This window comes from Parathalassolituus penaei (assembly GCF_026626885.1).
Taxonomy (GTDB): Bacteria; Pseudomonadota; Gammaproteobacteria; order Pseudomonadales; family Oceanobacteraceae; genus Oceanobacter; species Oceanobacter penaei.
The window spans coordinates 215,887-233,408 of the sequence record NZ_JAPNOA010000028.1; the positions used below are offsets into that span (position 1 = coordinate 215,887).

14 protein-coding genes are annotated in these 17,522 nt (G+C 54.9%); 6 read left to right on the top strand and 8 right to left on the bottom strand.

All coding sequences use genetic code 11. From position 1 onward, the window contains the following. Positions 1–25: 25 nt before the first annotated feature. The 8 genes from OUO13_RS11315 to gshB form a co-directional block, all read right to left on the bottom strand. Entirely contained in the window at positions 26–2,821 is a 2,796-nt protein-coding gene (locus tag OUO13_RS11315) for a class I adenylate cyclase (RefSeq protein ID WP_283173997.1), read from the bottom strand. Between the two features lie 81 nt (positions 2,822–2,902). Next, positions 2,903–4,171, bottom strand: a complete 1,269-nt coding sequence (locus OUO13_RS11320) for a dihydroorotase (RefSeq protein WP_283173998.1) — start codon at positions 4,169–4,171, stop codon at positions 2,903–2,905. Then, positions 4,168–5,181: an aspartate carbamoyltransferase catalytic subunit gene (locus OUO13_RS11325; RefSeq protein ID WP_283173999.1), complete on the bottom strand. Its 1,014-nt coding sequence runs from the start codon at positions 5,179–5,181 to the stop codon at positions 4,168–4,170. The genes OUO13_RS11320 and OUO13_RS11325 overlap by 4 nt, the downstream gene beginning before the upstream one ends. Before the next feature lie 44 nt (positions 5,182–5,225). Then, complete coding sequence (pyrR, locus tag OUO13_RS11330; RefSeq protein ID WP_283174000.1) at positions 5,226–5,720, bottom strand: bifunctional pyr operon transcriptional regulator/uracil phosphoribosyltransferase PyrR; 495 nt, start codon at positions 5,718–5,720, stop codon at positions 5,226–5,228. A 4-nt stretch (positions 5,721–5,724) separates the two neighbouring features. After that, the gene (ruvX, locus tag OUO13_RS11335; RefSeq protein WP_283174001.1) at positions 5,725–6,198 is read right to left on the bottom strand and encodes a Holliday junction resolvase RuvX; all 474 of its coding nucleotides are present in this window, start codon (positions 6,196–6,198) and stop codon (positions 5,725–5,727) included. Continuing rightward, positions 6,198–6,755: a YqgE/AlgH family protein gene (locus tag OUO13_RS11340; protein ID WP_283174002.1), complete on the bottom strand. Its 558-nt coding sequence runs from the start codon at positions 6,753–6,755 to the stop codon at positions 6,198–6,200. Before OUO13_RS11340 ends, ruvX begins: the two co-directional genes overlap by 1 nt. Then, positions 6,755–7,636, bottom strand: a complete 882-nt coding sequence (locus OUO13_RS11345; RefSeq protein ID WP_283174003.1) for an energy transducer TonB — start codon at positions 7,634–7,636, stop codon at positions 6,755–6,757. Before OUO13_RS11345 ends, OUO13_RS11340 begins: the two co-directional genes overlap by 1 nt. Before the next feature lie 109 nt (positions 7,637–7,745). After that, positions 7,746–8,693: a glutathione synthase gene (gene gshB, locus OUO13_RS11350; RefSeq protein WP_283174004.1), complete on the bottom strand. Its 948-nt coding sequence runs from the start codon at positions 8,691–8,693 to the stop codon at positions 7,746–7,748. A 191-nt stretch (positions 8,694–8,884) separates the two neighbouring features. On the opposite strand from gshB, the gene pilG reads away from it, so the two are divergent. The 6 genes from pilG to OUO13_RS11380 all read left to right on the top strand — a co-directional run. After that, a complete protein-coding gene (gene pilG / locus OUO13_RS11355) occupies positions 8,885–9,268 on the top strand; it encodes a twitching motility response regulator PilG (protein WP_283174005.1) in 384 nt (127 codons plus the stop codon). Between the two features lie 36 nt (positions 9,269–9,304). After that, positions 9,305–9,670, top strand: a complete 366-nt coding sequence (gene pilH / locus OUO13_RS11360; RefSeq protein ID WP_283174006.1) for a twitching motility response regulator PilH — start codon at positions 9,305–9,307, stop codon at positions 9,668–9,670. Positions 9,671–9,673: 3 nt separating this feature from the next. Next, positions 9,674–10,198 carry a chemotaxis protein CheW gene (locus OUO13_RS11365; protein ID WP_283174007.1) on the top strand — a complete coding sequence of 175 codons (525 nt, stop codon included), beginning with the start codon at positions 9,674–9,676 and terminating at the stop codon, positions 10,196–10,198. Positions 10,199–10,267: 69 nt separating this feature from the next. Beyond that, positions 10,268–12,316 (top strand): methyl-accepting chemotaxis protein, encoded by a 2,049-nt coding sequence (locus OUO13_RS11370; RefSeq protein WP_283174008.1) that lies wholly within the window; start codon positions 10,268–10,270, stop codon positions 12,314–12,316. A gap of 33 nt (positions 12,317–12,349) precedes the next feature. Beyond that, the gene (locus tag OUO13_RS11375) at positions 12,350–13,240 is read left to right on the top strand and encodes a CheR family methyltransferase (protein ID WP_283174009.1); all 891 of its coding nucleotides are present in this window, start codon (positions 12,350–12,352) and stop codon (positions 13,238–13,240) included. Then, positions 13,237–17,522: Hpt domain-containing protein (locus tag OUO13_RS11380; RefSeq protein ID WP_283174010.1), on the top strand; the 4,286-nt coding region annotated here is incomplete at its 3' end. The genes OUO13_RS11375 and OUO13_RS11380, both read left to right, overlap by 4 nt.

Below are 17,522 nucleotides of genomic sequence, written 5' to 3' on the forward strand. Positions count from 1 at the left end.
TGTCTGCGCTATCGCTAACAGAGCCTTAGTGGCCTGGCAGAAGGGGATGCTGGTTGCCGCGCAAGGCCTCTGCCAGCTGTTGTTCAACCTGCTGTTTGTGTTGCCAGAGCACCAGCAAACTGGCGCTGTGATTCAGTTGTACGTCACTGAGATAACAGGGATAGGTTTCGCGCTGGCTGCGCAGGCCGATCACTCGTTGCGCCACCGCTGGGTACAACTGCTGGCCATATTGCCAGATGCTGAATTCCTCATGATTACAGTAGAGGGTTGGCTGCTGGTCGTGATCAAAAATGGCCGTGAGTTCAATCGGGCTGCTGCGGCTGTCGAGGTCCGGTAATTGCCGTGGCAGGCAGGTCCAGCCATCGGCGGAGAAGCGCAATTCAAACAGGCGCAGGCTGTCGATACTGGTCTGGCGCAGCAGGGGCCAGCGTTGCTGCAGGCGCATCAGAAAGCGCAGGGTTGGTAACAACCAGTGGGTCAGTTCGTCGTAACGAACATACTGTCGTAGTAGCGAGCCACATTCATCGGCCAGATAAAACGTCAGCAGGGTGCCTTCGCGTTGGTAAAACAGTTGCCAGTGGCGGCTGCTCAGGTGCTGGCAAATGATAGTGACCGGCAAGCGGGTTTCCAGCCAGCGATCAAATGCCGGTGGATGAAAACCGCGACGCTGTTGCTGTTGCAGGCGTGGCCACAGGTCTTCTTCGGATTCCAGACGCTGGCACTGGCCAGCCTCCGGGTCGGTCAGGGATTCCAGAGAGCGGTTGTCGGCTGGCGGATTCAGGCACCACCAGTGTTGTCCCAGCGCAAATACAAAACGCCCGGCATGGCGGCGTTGATGGCCAAGAATACTGGTCAGCAAACCTAACACCCGTTGGCGAATGCGGGCTGGGCGATTGGGGTTAAAGCAGTGCACTTCCAGACTTGGGCGCGGACGGTTGGCCAGTGAAGCCATGACCATTGGCAAGGCATCGGCGAGGGCTTTGGGCCCTTCAAGGCGTTGTACGTGCCACTCGTTCCAGCTGTTGATACTGACCATGTCGATGCTGGCGACCAGATTGTGGTGGCTGGCTGAAAAATTCAGCGGATCGTCGAGGTCACTGAGTTTTTGCAGACCTGCCCGGCTGTATTGATCCAGAGGGTCGCTGGCAACGTTCAGAAACAGGTGCAGATGGCGCAGACGTGGTAATTCCTGCCAGTCGCCAGCACTGGTGTGACGTTGCACCAGTTGGCGCAGGCACAACAGCAGTTGTTGTAGTTCCGGCTGGGTAATGGCGTCCGCATTGGGCACGGTGTGCAGACTACTGCCGCGTTGCCACAATTCGTTATGCAGGCAGAACAGCAGTAACTCGACCAGGCTGGGTGACTGTTTGATGATCTGGCGGTCGGGTGGTGGGCTGTTCCAGCGCCCGGTGGCCAATTGCCAGACACCGGGATAACGCAGCAAGGTCAGTTGTGGTTGCTGCAGGTTGCGGCTGATACCCGGATTGATACGGGTGATCTTGCCCGGCCGGGCATCAAAGGCCGCCGCCAGACGGTTGCCGAGCAGGCGCAGGTCGGTGGCATTGATGTGTAATTGCAGCTGATGGCGTTGGCTGAATAACGATAACTGGCGGTACGTAGCGAGCATTTCCGCCACCAGTTCATTACGCTCCTGAAACACCCGTTGTGGCGACCACTGGTCACGGCAATCCAGCTCGGTGAGGTCGGCATCGCTCCATTGCCATGCACGGATCAATGCCTGCAAATGCGGGCGTCGCCAGTCATTCTGATCCTGTTGCTGGTTGCTGAGCTGAAGGCCTGTTTTGTAATAAAACGCCCGCCGCAGCAGGTTGTTGTAACGTTCGTTGGCAGGGTGGGACGCGGTAATGCGTTCAACCATCAGAACGTAAGCATCACACTCATACCATTCGGCATCAGGGTCGTTGCCGGGGTTCTGGATACGTTCCTTGAGGTCCCACGCCAGTGGGCGAATCTGGGGGTACTGCTCGGCATAGTGGCGACATAACGCCAGTTTCAGCAGCGACTTGTAGGGACTGCTGAGGCTTTTGCTGAGTTGCCAGAGGGCCGCGCCGATAAATTCATCGGCAGGAATACCTGGCAGATCGCCAATATCGAGCCAGTAGTCGGGGTGAGTCAGGTGGGCGTTCAGTAACTCGTCCCAGTATTCCTTGCCACGATGTTCCTCATGCACTGGCACCAGCCACCACCGTGGCCAGCGTCCGGCCAGCCACAGGGCGCTGCGGTAAAACTCATCCAGCAGCAGCAGGTACTGGCTGCTGCCGCAGTCTTCGCCGTCGGAGTCCTTGTGTTGGCCGAGCCGGAACTGCGCCAGATCCATCACAAACAGGTGCAGCTCCACGCCCTGGGTTATGGCCCATTGTTCGATACGCTGGCATTTGCGCTGCAGGCGTTGATGGTGCTCGGGTTGCAGGGCCTGTTGCAGACATACCCAGACATCGAGATCGCTGCTGCGGCTCTGGGCCAGTGATCCAAGGCTGCCCATCAGGAACAGGGCGCTGATGGCCTCTCGCGTTTGTTCCGATGGGCGGTCGAGGTTGGGGCTGTTGGGCAATAACGAACGGGCGGCGCGGATGGCTGCAGGTGGCGGGTTATAGCGTTCGATACCGGCCGGGGTTTCCCGGTCTACAAAGCCCGGCAATTGGGCGTGATTGACGTGCAGCAGTAATGGCAACAGCTCCAGAACACGCTGCTGTCGAGGTGGCATCAGGCTGCTGGCCTGAGACAGTCGCTGTTGATTCAGGCGCAGGAAGTCTTCCTGCCACTGGCGCAGCTGGTGATTGTCGGGAAGGAGGTTTGGCATTGGCATGACACCAGTATAGGAACTGTGTCGCCGTTTGCCGGATGCCGGATTATCCCGGGAGGGATAATCCGGCCAGGGACATCAGCCAGGCTGACGACGGTAGACCATGCGGCCATCCACGAAGGTGGCTTCCACGCGGCCTGCCAGTTCGCTGTGATCCAGTGGCAGGTTGCTGCCTCGGGACAGGATCTTGCCGCCAACGGCTTGTGGATCAATCAGGGTGGCACTGAAGCGGTGACCTTGTACCAGACCGTGTTCCAGACCCAGCACCGCGGCTGGTTGGTGGCACAGGGCGCTTATAGCCGCAGGCAGATGCAGTTCACCCTTGCGTACCAGTTCCAGCAGCAGAGGCATAAAGCAGTCGTACATGCTCATGCCGGCCGCTGCGTCTGCAAACGGTGCTTTTTTGGCCGAGATTTCGTGCGGCTGGTGGTTGGAGCAGATCGCCAGTTCACCACGGTTCACTGCAGTCAGCAGGGCCTGACGGTCTTTCTCGCCGCGCAGTGGTGGCTGCACGTGGAAGCGGCTGTCAAAACCGGACACTTCACGGGCGGTGAAGACCAGGTTGGCCAGCGCAACGTCAGCGGTTACACGCAGGCCACGGGCGCGTGCATCGGCCAGCATTTCGAGGCTGCGAGCGCAGCTGATCTGGCTGATATGGGCGCGTACACCGGTCTGTTCGATCAGCAGCAGCAGCTGGGCCAGCGCGATGGTTTCAGCGGTTTCTGGAATACCGGCCAGACCCAGACGGGTGGCGGTTGGACCTTCGTGCATGACGCCGCTGGCTGACAGGGCGCGGTCGTCCGCGCTCAGGAACAGCAGGATGTCGTAGGTCGCAGCGTATTCCATCAGACGACGCAGAACGTAGCTGTCCTTGACCGGCTGGCGGGCGTTACTGAGTGCACGGCAACCGGCATTACGCAGGCTCACCATGTTGGCCAGTTGGTCGCCATCCAGACCCTGGGTCAGGGCGCCAAGTGGCAGCACGCGGGCATAACCGGCGGTTGCTGCTTTTTCCTGAATCAGCTGGATAACTGCCGGGCTGTCAGCCACCGGTTTGGTCAGTGGCTGGGCACATACGTGGCTGAAACCGGCCGACGCGGCGGCGCGGGTTTCAGTCTGGATGCTGCCTTTTTGCAGATAACCCGGTTCGTTCAGGTAGGTGCTGAGGTCAACCAGACCTGGCAGCAGCCATTGGCCCTGGGCATCCAGGGTTTCTTCGATGGTGCCACCGGCCGGCTTCTGGCCAATCGCACGGATCTGGCCTTCAGCGACATAAAGGTCGAGAACGTCATCCAGCCCTTGTTGTGGATCGAGCAGGCGGGCGTTACGAATGTGCAGATATTTCATACCGGATCCTCCTCCTGGCTGTCCTGCTGGGCTTGCTGTTGCATGGATTGCTGGCCACTCATGGCCATCGCCATCACGGCCATACGTACGGCAATACCATTGCTCACCTGATTGAGGATCACGGATTGTGGGCCGTCGGCAACCGCGGATTCGATTTCAACACCACGGTTAATCGGACCCGGGTGCATCACGATGGCATCCGGTTTGGCCAGTGCCAGTTTTTCGGTGCTCAGGCCGTAGAGTTTGTAGAACTCGCTTTCACTTGGCAGCAGGGCGTTTTGCATACGCTCTTTCTGCAGACGCAACATGATGATCACGTCGCAGTCACGCAGGGCCAGGTTAAAGTCGTAATAGGCCTTGGCACCCAGTGCTTCGATATCACGTGGCAGCAGGGTCGCGGGACCAACAACGCGGACTTCGGCGGCGCCGAGGGTCTTGAGCGCGTGGATCTGGGAGCGGGCAACACGTGAGTGCAGGATGTCACCCACAATCGCCACTACCTTGCCTTCAATCTGGCCCTTGTGACGACGGATCGTCAGCATGTCCAGCATGGCCTGGGTCGGGTGCGCGTGGCGACCGTCACCGGCGTTGATGATGGCTACGTTCGGGGTCACCTGGCTGGCGATGAAGTGGGCTGCGCCGGAATCGGCGTGGCGCACCACAAACATGTCGCTGTACATGGCTTCCAGGTTCCACAAGGTATCCATCAGGGTTTCACCCTTGGCGGTTGCGGACTTGGAAATATCCAGATTCAGAATGTCGGCGGACAGACGCTTGGCTGCCAGCTCGAATGTTGAACGGGTACGGGTACTGTTTTCAAAAAACAGGTTAACCACGGTTTTGCCGCGCAGCAGAGGGACTTTCTTGACGTCGCGTTCCTGGGTACTGATAAAGGAATCGGCGGTGTCGAGAATTTCGGTCAGCAGCTCCTTGCTGAGTCCTTCGGTGGTCAGAAAGTGTTTCAGCTTGCCGTCAGGGGTCAGCTGGATCTGGCATGGATCTGTGTTCATAAGTCGCCGTTGATAGCCGTTTGAATCGCCACAGGGTTAAAAAATCAGAGCAGGGTCAGTTCCAGCGGATCGGGACCGCTGAGTTTGACCAGTTGGCCGGGTTCCAGATCCAGCACCAGACCACAGAGGTCAGGCTGGAGAGGCAGTTCCCGGCGGCCGATATCGACCAGAGCCACCAGAGTGACAGATGCCGGTCGGCCGTAATCAAAGAGTTCGTTCATGGCAGCCCGTACGGTACGGCCGCTCATGATGACGTCGTCGACGAGAATCACGTCGCGGCCTTCGATACTGTCAGGCAGGTCGGAAGACGCTGCTTGTGGATGCAGGCCACTGCGGGTGAAGTCGTCGCGGTAAAAGCTGATATCCACCGAGCCCAGCGGGTCGGTGAGTTCCAGACGTTTGTGCAGGTGTTCGGCAACCCAGACACCACCGGTGCGGATTCCGACCATTACAGGGGCGCTGATATTGCGATCAGACAGATAGGATTTCAGCTGCTGCGCCAGTTGCTCGCAGACCTGATTCATGTCCGGCAGTGTCATTCGGTTACTCTCCCTGCGGTGCAGAACCACTGGCTTCGGTCTGGCGCGGATGGGCTTCCATCCAGCTTTCCAGAATCAGCCGGGCCGCCAGCCCATCGACAGAATGGCGACCAAAGTCCCGCTCGTTGCTGTTGGCCATCACGATGCCTTTGGCTTCATAGCTGCTCAGACGTTCGTCATGGGTGTAAGAAGGTTTGTGCAAGCGGCCTTCCAGTTTGCGAGCAAACTTGGCAGCACGCAGGCTCATCTCACTGCTGGTTCCATCCATGTTGAGCGGCAACCCCACCACAAAGGCATCGGGTTTCCATTCTGCAACCAGCTTGTCGAGCACATCCCAGTCGGGAACGCCGTCTTTGGCCTTGAGCGGTGATAATTCACGGCTGCTGCCAGAAATGCGCTGACCTACCGCAACACCAATGCGTTTGGTGCCGAAATCGAAGGCCATCAGACTGAGAATACGATCAGGAATATGGCTCATCAGGCGTGTCCACTGAAGCTGTTAAGGGCGCTGGAGCTGATGCCAAGACGCGCCAGAGCGGCCTTGTACAGTTGCTCTGGCGGCGTATTAAACAGCAGTTCAGTATCCGCCGGTACCGTAAGCCAGGAGTTTTCGAGGATTTCACGATCCAGCTGGCCGCCTGACCAGCCAGCATAGCCAAGTGCCAGCCGATAGTGACGAGGACCGTTGGCAGCCGCAATGGCCGCCAGAATGTCGCGCGACGAAGACAGATGAACCTGTTCATTCACGCTCAGGGTCGAGCCCCAGATGCCCTGTTCCTGATGCAGGATAAAACCCTGTTCGGGACTGACCGGGCCACCATTCATCACGGCCGGATTAACACCGGACAGCAATGGAATATCAAGCTGTTCACAGACTTCTTCGAAGGTTACCGGCAGGTCACGGTTGAGCACCAGGCCCATGGCACCTTCTTCATTATGTTCACACAGATAGGTGACGGTTCCTTCGAACCAGGAGTCACGCAGTTGCGGCATGGCAATCAGCAGGTGATTGCGCAGGCTGTGCAGATGTTCCATCAGTTGCCTTCCGACAAGTAGCGGTTACCTTTGAACTGCCAGGTACGAATAATTTCAAGAATGTCGGTGGTGGCGCGCATTTCTTCAGTAAACGGAGCAAAAGGGGCAGCCATACGAACAATTCGCAGGGCGGCATCATCCAGAACCTTACGGCCCGACGATTCCAGAATCTGCAAATCGTTGATGGTGCCATTCGGGTTGATCGAAACCAGAACCCGCAGACGGCAATCGTTGAAGCAGTTTTCAGCTTCTTTCGGATAATTCAGGGTGCCCATTTTCTCGATCTTGTCGCGCCAGTTATTGACGTAATAAGCGTCACTGGCACTCATGGTGGAGGCCGCAGTCAGGCGTTGGACGCGAGGACGCTTGGCATAATTCTGGCGCAGAGAATCGAGTTTTGCCTCCAGACTGGCCATTTCGAGGCTGCGTTCGAGTAATGGCTGTTTCGGGCCTTCTTCAACGGGCACATCAGGAGTCTTGTCCGGGGCTGCCGTGACATGGGCGGTAGTGCGGGCTTGTGCAACCGTGGTGACTTCACGACGTTCAGTCGGCTTTGGTTTGGGTGCCGTCAACGGACGCTCCTGCGGCGACGCAGGATTGATGTCGTTGCTGTGGAATGGGGCCTTGACGTCCGTGGTCAGCATTTTGGCCTGGTCTTCAGTGCCACTGCCTTGCTGGTTGGACTGGGCCAGAAAATCGGCTTCGTCGGGAGCCTTGTTCTGTTTATAACTGGCCAGAGTGACTTCGAGAGTCGTGGAAACCTTGTTGCGGTCGTTTGGCGCAAAGGTTACTCCCAGCAGAATCACCGCGTGAACCAGCAGAGCCAGGAAAACTGCGAAGGTGAAACGGTCCGAACTGTTGACTACGGCTACTGCGCTCATCTCTATATCTGTATCTGCTGTTTCGGGTGGCTGTCCGTGGTCAAGCCGGAACTGCGCAAGTCTGCGCTGATCCGGCCAGTTTGTCCACCGCCAGCCCGGCAGACCCTGATCAGGTTCGCATTTGTAACAAAGTACTGATGAATTGGGCTGCTACATCAATGCCACTGTCGCGGGTGATTTCACGCACACAGGTCGGGCTGGTGACGTTGATTTCCGTGAGACGATCACCAATCACATCAAGACCCACAAAGTAGAGGCCACGGGCACGCAGCTCAGGACCAACCTCTTCGGCAATGCGACGATCAGCATCGGTGAGTGGGCGGGTTTCACCACGGCCACCGGCGGCCAGGTTGCCTCGGGTTTCACCGGAAGCCGGGATGCGCGCCAGACAATAAGGCACCGGCTCACCGTTGATCATCAGGATGCGTTTGTCGCCGTTTGTAATCTCCGGGATATATTTCTGTGCCATGATCTGCTGATCGCCGTGAGCGGTCAGGGTTTCGATAATGACACTGACGTTCGGATCGTCCTGCTTCAGGCGGAAGATCGATGAACCACCCATACCATCCAGGGGTTTGAAGATGACATCTCCGTGTTCGCGGTGGAATGCCTTCAGCAAATCGGCTCGGCGGGTTACCAGAGTTGGTGTCATCAGATGCGGGAAGCGGGTGGCAAACACCTTTTCGTTGCAGTCACGCAGACTGCGAGGGTGATTGGCAACCAGAACGCCGGCTTCCTGGGCCAGTTCCAGAATATAGGTGCTGTAAACAAACTCGCTATCGAACGGAGGATCCTTGCGCATTAGGATGATGTCGAGGTCGGCCAGTGGTCGGGACTCTTCGGAACCCATTTCGAACCAGTGCTCAGGATCCATGAAAACCTGCAATGTCGCCATTTGCGCCATGGCTTTTCCTTCACGGATATACAGGTCCTTCTGTTCCATATAAAAAAGCTCACACCCCTGCTGTTGTGCCGCGTTTAATAACGCCAGAGTGGTGTCCTTCTTGAAGTTTATGTCAGTAATCGGGTCCATGACGACCCCGAGTTTGATGGCCATTTACTGCTCCGGAATTAGGATGGGCGAGCATCACATTCTACATTATGCCCGGTTGCGTCAATGAAACAGATTTGCAAGATTATCGTCCTAGCCTGCTTTGATAATGTGTGATACAAAAGTGCACCGTAGTCTCACCAGCTTGCGGTCTAGGCCCGAACAGCAAACTCAGATTGGATGGTTAAGGCCCTTCTATGGACGACAATTTTCAGAATATTAAAGTGATGGTCATCGACGACAGTAAAACAATTCGTCGCACGGCCGAAACCCTGTTACAAAAGGTCGGCTGTGAAGTTATTACGGCCACTGACGGTTTTGATGCCCTGGCCAAGATTGCAGATACCAATCCTAATATTATTTTTGTCGATATCATGATGCCTCGCCTGGATGGTTATCAGACTTGTGCACTTATCAAGAATAATTCACGATTCAAGTCTACTCCTGTCATCATGCTTTCCAGCAAAGATGGTCTGTTCGACAAAGCCAAAGGCCGTATCGTTGGTTCAGATGAGTATCTCACCAAGCCTTTCAGCAAGGATGAACTGCTCGGCTCTATCCGACAGTACGTCAAGTCCTGAAATCGTAGTACGCGAAGCATTATCAAGGGGTAAATCATGGCTCGCATTCTGGTAGTAGACGATTCTCCAACCGAAACCGAAGTGTTTCGCAGTATGTTGGAGAAAAACGGACACGTAGTGCTGACCGCAGAAAACGGCGCTGATGGTGTCGCACTGGCGCGTCAGGAAAAGCCGGATGTTGTGCTGATGGACATTGTTATGCCTGGCCTCAATGGCTTTCAGGCAACCCGCCAGCTGACCAAAGATCCGGAAACTGAAAATATTCCGGTTGTTATTGTGACCACCAAGGATCAGGAAACTGACCGTGTATGGGGCAAACGTCAGGGTGCCAGTGGTTATCTGGTCAAGCCGGTTTCGGAAGCAATCCTGTTGTCTGAAATCAACTCGGTAATGTCCAGGTAAGTCATGAAGCCTTTTGAACTCCTTTCCGATATCGCGGCGCGCAGCCGTCGTAACGCCACTGACCTGCCACAGCAGATCGAAGCAGTTACCTATTGGCGGGGAGTAGGCTTTCAGTTAGGTGGCAAGGAATATCTGGCCGACATGGGCCAGGTCGCCGAAATTCTGCAACCCCCACGTGTTACCAAGGTTCCAGGCGTACGCAACTGGGTGTTGGGTGTAGCCAACATTCGTGGCCGTCTGGTCCCAGTGATGGACCTCGCTGGCATGCTGGGGCTGGTTTCCAAGGCCAGTTGGCGTTCCCGGCGAGTGCTGGTAGTAGAACAGGGTGATTTTCTGACCGGTTTGCTGGTAGATGCCGTTCTTGGTATGCAGCAATTTCCGGTCGACACCATGCAGGCTGTAGAAAATGCAGAATCTGCATTGGCTCCGTATGTCAGTGTTGGCTTCCGCCGCTCTGACCGGCTGTGGGGTGTGTTTCGTATCGACGAGTTGGTGCAATCCCCAGAGTTTTTACAGATTGCGGTTTAGCCGGATCTGTGGCGTAACGACAAATAAGGAAACGCCGTCCAAGGCATGCAGTGAGTTGGAGACAAGGGCATGAATGCGAAAGCAGGTAACTCCGTTTCGACGGTTTTTAAAAATGGGATCAACGGTGTACTGGTCGTTTTGCTGGTGTGCTCGTTCGGCCTGTTCCTTGGTTTGACGTTTTACGTTAACAGCCTTCAGGAGCGTGACGAGCAGTACGTTGAGCACGCGGGTGAATTGCGGGTTCTGTCTCAGGAAATTGCAACGAACGCGGTAGAAGCGGCTTCCGGTAACAAGGAAGCATTTGCCCAGCTGCGTACTGCTCGTGAGCGTTTCGACGAACGCTGGAATTTACTGGTAAACGGCGATCCGGAAACAGGTCTGGAACCTGCCGAAATGGCATCCATGACCAATGTTGCTCAGGTGTGGGATGGCGTTAAGCAAAACGTAGACCAGATCGTTCGCTCCCAGGACGTGATCCTGTCGCTGCACGAAGTAGCAGCAACCCTGTCTGAAACCATTCCTCAGCTGCAGGTTGAATACGATGAAATCGTGGAAATTCTGCTGGATAACGGTGCTACTGCAGATCAGGTTGTAGTTGCACAACGTCAGTCATGGTTGGCAGAACGTATTGTACGCTCCGTTGGTAAGGTACTGACCGGTGGTGAGGACGCGGTAATGGCCGCTGACGCATTCGGTCGTGACGCCTCCCTGTTCGGTCGTGTGCTGAACGGTATGCTGCAAGGCAACCAGGCAATGAACATTCAGAAAGTAACCGATGATGAAGCGGTTGCTGCTCTGACCGAAGTATCCGAACTGTTTGAATTCGTATCCGGCTCTGTAGACGAAATTCTCGAAACCTCTCCAGAACTGTTCCAGGTACGTGAAGCATCTGACTCCATCTTCGTAAACTCCCGAGTGTTGCTGACCCAGACTTCCAAACTGTCTGAAAGCATTATTCAGGAATCCGGTGCTCGTGACGTTCTGCGTGCAATCCAGTACGCCTCCGCACTCTTGGCTGTGTTGCTGCTGGCTGGTCTGGGTTACACCAACCACAAATCTACTCGTCGCGACCTGGCCCACACTGAATCCCAGAACCAACAAAACCAGATGGCTATTCTGCGTCTGCTGGACGAAATCGCTGACCTCGCGGATGGTGACCTGACCGCTTCTGCAACGGTAACCGAAGACTTCACGGGCGCGATTGCGGACTCTATCAACTACGCGATTGACCAGATGCGATCTCTGGTATCGGCGATTAACGAAACGGCAGTACAGGTATCGTCCGCGGCCCAGGAAACCCAGGCCACTGCGATGCACCTTGCCGAAGCTTCTGAACACCAGGCGCAAGAAATTGCCGGTGCTTCTGCTGCGATCAACGAAATGGCGGTCTCCATTGACCAGGTATCCGCGAACGCTTCGGAATCCTCCGCGGTAGCGGAACGTTCGGTAGCCATCGCCAACAAGGGTGCCGAAGTGGTACAGGCGACCATCAACGGCATGGATAACATCCGTGAGCAGATTCAGGAAACCTCCAAACGTATCAAGCGTCTGGGTGAATCCTCACAGGAGATCGGTGACATCATCTCCCTGATTACGGACATTGCTGACCAGACCAACATTCTGTCTCTTAACGCTGCGATTCAGGCATCCATGGCGGGTGACGCCGGTCGAGGCTTCGCGGTGGTAGCGGACGAGGTACAGCGTCTGGCAGAACGTTCAGCCGCTGCAACCAAGCAGATCGAAGCGCTGGTTAAAACGATTCAGAACGACACCAACGAAGCAGTAATCTCGATGGAACAAACGACCACCGAGGTGGTACGTGGTGCTCGTCTGGCGCAGGACGCCGGTGTGGCTCTGGAAGAAATTGAAAACGTATCGAAGAACCTTGCCGAACTGATTCAGAACATTTCCAACGCTGCTCGCCAGCAAGCTTCTTCAGCTGGTCATATTTCCAACACGATGAACGTTATTCAGGAAATTACCTCGCAGACATCTGCAGGTACTACTGCTACAGCGAAGTCGATTGGTAACCTCGCGGAAATGGCCAACAAACTGCGTGAATCCGTGGCGGGCTTCAAACTGCCGGAATCAGAGCTGGAGCAACATCAGGTTCTCTGATAGTGGAGTATCTGACAGCTATAGAGTCTCTGTATGAATCATCCGATTCGGCCCGCAATCAGCTCGTTATCCGCACTGGATAACGAGCAGTTCAGTCGCTGGCAGGCACTCCTGGAAGAGCGCACTGGCATGTGTATGCCAGAGCAACGCCGGACGTTTCTGCAAACCAGTCTGGGTATCCGGATGCGTGAAGTCGGGGTTACTGACTATTCCGAATATTACAATCGGGTAGTTGATGGCCCGGCAGGTGCCATAGAATGGAACACTTTGGTTGATCGGTTGACCGTTCAGGAAACCCGGTTCTTTCGCGATCCGGATGCGTTTGCATTTGTAGAAAATTTCATATGCAATCAGCGCTCGCAATTGTCGGATAAAAATCCTTTGGAAATCTGGAGTGTGGGTTGCTCGACTGGTGAAGAGGCTTACAGTCTGGCCATGCTGGCAGATCGTCAACTGACTCCATTTCACATCAAATATGCAGTTACTGGAACAGACATATCGACCTTTGCATTGCGCAAGGCCAAGTCGGCCAGTTATCCAGAAACTGCCATCAAATGGTTCCCGCAGGAGTTCCGGACCGATGCCATGTTGCATGCGGAGCACGGCAAAAAACTGCAGGTCAGTGACATCATTCGTCAGCGTTGCTGTTTTACCCAGGTAAATCTGCTGGACTTAAAAGCATTTCCTCTGCAGTCACAACACATTATATATTGCCAGAATGTGCTGATTTATTTCCGTCGCTGGCGTCGTCGCGAGATATTGAATGAATTGGCCGAACGGCTGGTACCGGGTGGAATTCTGGTGATTGGACTCGGAGAAATAGTCGACTGGCGTAATCCATTACTGGAGTCGGTCGGTGGCGGTAAGGTAACCGCTTTTGTTCGCAAGCAAACCAATACTAACAGGGAGACCGAAAGGCGATGAGTCAGGACTACATCGCCCTGGAATGGGTGAAAGGGGAAATTCAGGAAACGCTCCAGCAAGCCCAGCAATCTCTGGAGGCTTATGGAGAGAATCCTCAGGACAAGAGTCGGCTGAAGTTCTGCTTCAGTTACCTCCACCAGGTCCGTGGCACTCTGCAAATGGTCGAGTTCTACGGTGCTGCCCTGTTGGCCGAAGAAATGGAAGCGGTTGCCGAAGGCCTCTCTGAGAGTAGTCTCGCCAGCGAACATGACGGTCTGCAGGTATTGATGCAGGCGATTATCCAGCTCCCGCACTACCTTGATCACGTCAAGGTTGGTCGCCGTGACCTACCGATTGTACTGCTGCCAATCCTGAACGAGCTGCGTTCCGTGCGTGGCGAAGCACTGCTGTCGGAAACAGCACTGTTCAGCCCACGCATGGTGCGTCGTGCCGTATTGCGCAGCGATCAGCTCAAACGTTTCCGCACAGAAGAGTTCCAGCAGTGGATCCGCAAGGTCCGTCAGATGTTCCAGACGGCTACCTTACAACTGTTTCAGGGGAAAGATGCTGCGGCTGCGAAGGATTATCTGCGCAAGGTATTCGAACGTCTGCACACGACTCTTGGCCACACTCCAAACGGTGTTATCTGGCAGCCAGCCATGGCATTTGCCGAATGGCTGGTTGGTCAAAAATCCATTCCTGGCAGCGCCAAGCAACATCTGCGTGATATCGACCTGATGTTGAAAGCCCTGATTCTGGAAGGTGCTGATCAGCTGAATCAGCCAGCCCAGGATGAACTGGTCAAGAACCTGCTGTTTTTTGTGGCCCGTACCAAGGTTAATGGACCGGCGATTCGTGCCGTGCAGGAAGCCTTTGCTCTGGAGAATGCTCTGCCTAGCGAAGCAGAAATTCAGAAAGAGCGTGATGCCCTGGCGGGTCCTGACCGTGCCACCATCAGTCAGGTGCTATCGGCGCTGATTGAAGAAATTACCGCCATCAAGGATAAACTTGACCTGGCCGTACGTGATACCGGCTCTCGTGCCGTACTTTTGCAGGAAGCGCAACCGTCTGCCAAACAGGTCTGCGACACCATGGCCATGTTGGGCTTGGGTATGCCCCGTGATGTTATTCAAGAGCAGCTGAATACCTTGAATAGCATGATCGCATCTGGTAACAGCCATGATCAGCAGTTACAGGATATCGCTGGTGCTTTGTTATACGTTGAAGCCACGCTGGCCAATATGATTCGTGAGGGGCAGCTGGATCTGCGTGTAGCAGCTGGCTCCCTTACCGAAGAACAAAAAGCAGTTCTTCGTGAATCACGCAATGCGTTGGAGCAGGTAAAAGACGCCATTATTGCTTACGTTGCCAATCAGTGGGATGCCAGCGAGCTACGCTCTGTTCCCCAGCTGTTGCGGTCGATCGCTGGTTCGCTGGGGATGGTACCGCTGGACTCAGTGAGTTTTGTATTGCGCCATGCCGCACCGTTTGTTGAAGATATTATCCAGAACGGTACTCGTATCGACTGGACGACGTTGGATAACTTCGCCGACGTCTTGTCGGGTGTTGAGTATTATCTCGAGCGTTACTCTGAAAATCCGCACAATGCCGGTGAAGATATTCTGAGCCGTGCCAACGGGGCTCTGGCACGTTTGCCAGGCGTTCAGTTGCCTAAACCGGAGCCCGTTGCTCCTGCTGTCGAAACTGCGCCTGCAGAAAAGCCAACGGTAGCTCAAACGCCTGTTGCCGCACCAAAACCGGTAGTGGTTGCTGAAGAGCCAACTGTTGTGGTTGCTGAAGAGCCAACTGTTGTGGTTGCTGAAGAACCAGCTGTTGTGGTTGCTGAAGAACCAGCTGTTGTGGTTGCTGAAGAACCAGCTGTTGTGGTTGCTGACGAACCGGTTGTGGTTGCTGACGAACCGGTTGTGGTTGCTGAAGAGCCGGTTGTGGTTGCTGAAGAGCCAGCTGTTGTGGTTGCTGAAGAACCTGCTGTTGTAGTTGCTGAAGAGCCAGCTGTTGTGGTTGCTGAAGAACCGGTTGTGGTGGTTGCTGAAGAACCGGTTGTGGTGGCTGAAGAACCAGCAGTTGTGGTTCCAGCTCCGGTTGCTGCGCCAGTGCGTTCTGCAGCACCAGCTTACGACATGGTGAAAGCTCCTTCGGTTGCCGAACCAGAAGACAGTGATCTGATTGATGATGAAATCATCGAGATTTTCCTGGAAGAAGCCGAAGAAGTAACAGCAACTCTTGATGAATACTGGCCACAGTTCCGCGCTAATCCGCAGAACAATGAAGCCATGACCACCGTGCGTCGTGCATTCCACACTCTTAAAGGTAGTGGTCGCATGGTACAGGCGATGGTGATTGGTGAACTGGCCTGGTCCATTGAAAATATGTTCAACCGTGTGATCGATAAAACCATCAATGTTTCTGACAACATGATGGATATCGTTCAGCACGTTCTCGAAAATCTGCCGCTGTTGATTGATGATTTCCGATGCCGTCGTGGTACATCCATAAATACTCAGCCTCTTATGGATTACGCGTTTACCATTGCCGCCGGTAAGCCGGTTCCTGCTCTTGAGCAATACCTCAAGGTCGATGATGTACCGGTGGCAGATGCACCGGTTACAGCGCATGGTCGTGAATCAGCTACAGCATCAACGCGGCCCGATGGCAGCGGTGATGCCGAAGAGGACGATCGGACAGCTCAGTACGAAGGATCGTCAGATACTGATACTTCTGTCGTTTCTGTTGATACGACTGAGGCTGCCGCGGAATTGCCATTGGCGGAAGCCATTGTTGTTGATACATCTGTATCTGAGCCTGAAATCGTGGTGGGGCCAGAGGCTCTGTCTCAGCCGGTTGTTGAACAGGTTCTTGGAACGGAAGAGTCTGACGACGATCTGGCCCTGATCGACGTATTTGTCCAGGAAGCCAATGGGCATCTCGACGTAGTTAATCGCTTTGTTGCCGAGTCTGCGGCTGCCAACTATGAAAACCCGCTGGGGGATCAGGTGCAGCGCGCCCTGCATACTCTGAAAGGCAGCGCCCATATGGCGGGCATTTCTGCAATAGCCAACCTGGCTTCTCCATTGGAGCGATTAATCAAGGAGTTTCGTGCGTATCAGGTTGGTAACAGCCGTGACCTGACAGAGCTGGTTCGTGACGGTGCCGCGATGATTGGTTCTGCGCTGCGTGACAAAGTACGTTTGCACAGTGGCATGATTAGCGGTAATCAGACCTATCTACGCCGTATTGAACAGATTGAGCGAACTCTTCTTCTTCCTATTATGGAAGAAGCGGACCGTGCCGATAACGTTCCGAATCCACAGGCTATTGCCCAGTTTCTCGAGCAGGGAATGGATTCTTTGCTGGATGCCGAACAGCTGATCCGTCGCTGGCAAGAAATGGGCGATGACACTGTATTGTCTACTTTATGTTCTGATCTGGTAGCTGTGGCCGGTGGTGCGGAGCAAGCGGAACAACCTCGTATTGCTGAGTTGTGTAGTGCTCTGTATGAGTTCTATCGTGAGATATTGTCGTCTGGCCTATCGCCGCGTCCGGAATGGCTGAGTCTGGCCTTGAATGGCCAGGAAGAACTGTTGAACATGATGGACTGTCTGGCAGCTGGCCAGGTACTTGAAGTCCCGGAAGTTCTTGAGGCGATTCGTGCGGTTGCCAATCAGTTATCTGTTGAAAATCTGCTGAAAGTTCCAGCTCCGGCTATCTCCGAAGAGGACGGCCTGGACGTACTGAATGCCATTCTGGATGACAGTACCGACGATGGTGCTCATGCTGCACTGCTGGGTCTGTTGGATGCCGACGACGATCGTATTGCTGACGAGGCTGATTCTATCGGGCCTGATGCGCTTACCGAGAATAATCAGACATCTGACTGGACCATATCGGTTTATGACACGCCTGTATTGGGCTCAACTGAACCCGTAGCAACTCCTGCCAGTACAATTGATGCAGACATTCAGCGTTTGTTGGATGAGCAGGCTGATGGGCAAACAGATGCTGCTGATTCCCAGGTCGATGTGCAGACTTTTGATGCTATACATTTTCCTGATACTGAACCTGTTATCACCAACGAAGCAATCGTTCAGGAACCGGAGCAGATTGAGCTGGTATCCGACGAGCCTGAGCATGATCTTCCTGTCGGCATACTGACTCAAGAACTGCTTGTTGAAGAAGCAATGGTTCTGGAACAGCAGCCGTCTGACCTGATCGCCGATGAGCTGGTCTACGACCTGCCAGCCGACAACAGCGAGTTGCTGCTGCAAGAGCCTGTGACTGACGA